Here is a 1,405-nt window from a genome sequence, read left to right as displayed (position 1 = left end):
CACCGTTGAGCAACGGCACCCACAACTCGTAGGTGGACGCGTCGAACGCCGTCGGCGAGTGCACCAACACCCGCTCGTGCGCACCACCACGCCAGGTCCGAGCCGACGCCAACGCGACCACGTCGTGATGGGTGACCGCGATGCCCTTCGGCTCACCGGTCGAACCCGACGTGAACATCACATACGCCAGATCACGCGGGTGACAGGCGACGTCCGGGGCGGTGGAGCCGTGCTGCTCGCGATCCAGGGCACTCAACACGTCGGCGGACAACAGCAGCACCGCGTCGGTCCGGCGCCGGATCAGATCGACGCGGGAAGTCGGGAAACGCGGATCCAGGGGCACGTACACCGCACCGGCCTTGACCACCGCCAACACGGCCGCGACCAGGTCGGCGGAGCGTTCCAGCGCGACGGCGACGGTGTTCCCGGGGCGTACACCCCGACCGATGAGGGCGTGTGCCAGGCGGTTCGCCCGCTCGTCCAGTTCCCGGTAGGTCACGGCGGTGCCGTCGCCGGCCACGGCCACCGTGTCCGGCGCGGCCCGCACCCGCTCGGCGAAGAGTTCGGGGAGGGCGCGCCACGGCACGGCGTCGTCTTTCGCGTCGGGTTCCGCGGTACCGGGCCGCAGTTCGCGTCGCTCGTCCGGGGAGAGCAGGTCGATGCGGCCGATGGGTGCGTGGGGATCGGTCACGGCCGCCCGAAGCAGGCGGGTCCATCGTGCGATCAGCGCGTCGACGGTCTGTCGTTCGAACAGGTCGGTGGCGTATTCGACCAGGCCGGCCAAACCGGCCGGATCGCCGTTCGGGCCGTACTGCTCCGCCAGGCTGATCGTGAGGTCGATCCGGGCGGTTTCGGTCGTCACCGGCTCGGGGGCGGTGCGCAACCCCGGCAGGGCGAGGTCGCCCATCGGCGCGTTCTGTAGCGCCAACAGGGTCTGGAAGAGGGGATGGTGTGCCAACGTCCTGACCGGGTTGAGCTCTTCCACCAGATGCTCGAAGGGGATGTCCTGGTGTGCGTAGGCGGTCAGCGCGTTCTCCCGGACCCGGCCGAGGAGTTCCGCGAAGGACGGATCCCCGGAGGTATCGGTCCGCAGGACCAAGGTGTTGACGAAGAACCCGACCAGGTCGTCGAGGGCCTGGTCGGTACGCCCGGCGATGGGACTGCCGAGGGGAATGTCGGTACCCGCACCCAGACGCGTGAACAGCGCGGCCAGTCCCGCATGCAGCACCATGAACAGACTCGCACCGTGTGCCGCAGCCAACTCACGCAGACCGCGATGCAGCGCCGCGTCGAGGTGCACCGAAATCGTGTCGCCGCGCAGTGACGCCACGGCCGGGCGGGGGTGGTCGAACGGCAACGCGAGCCGATCCGGCAGACCCGCCAACTCCCGCCTCCAATACGCGAG

1 protein-coding gene is annotated in these 1,405 nt (G+C 69.8%); it reads right to left on the bottom strand.

The window, feature by feature from the left end:
• Window positions 1-1,405, bottom strand: a 1,405-nt coding sequence (locus ACFXMF_RS47740; RefSeq protein ID WP_380018239.1) for a condensation domain-containing protein, incomplete at both ends; no start/stop codon positions are given.

Origin of the sequence: Embleya sp. NPDC059213 (assembly GCF_042754445.1) — a bacterium.
GTDB lineage: Bacteria > Actinomycetota > Actinomycetes > Streptomycetales > Streptomycetaceae > Embleya.
The sequence above is the reverse complement of the archived record's forward strand: the minus strand, read 5'-3'. Positions and strand labels throughout refer to the sequence as shown.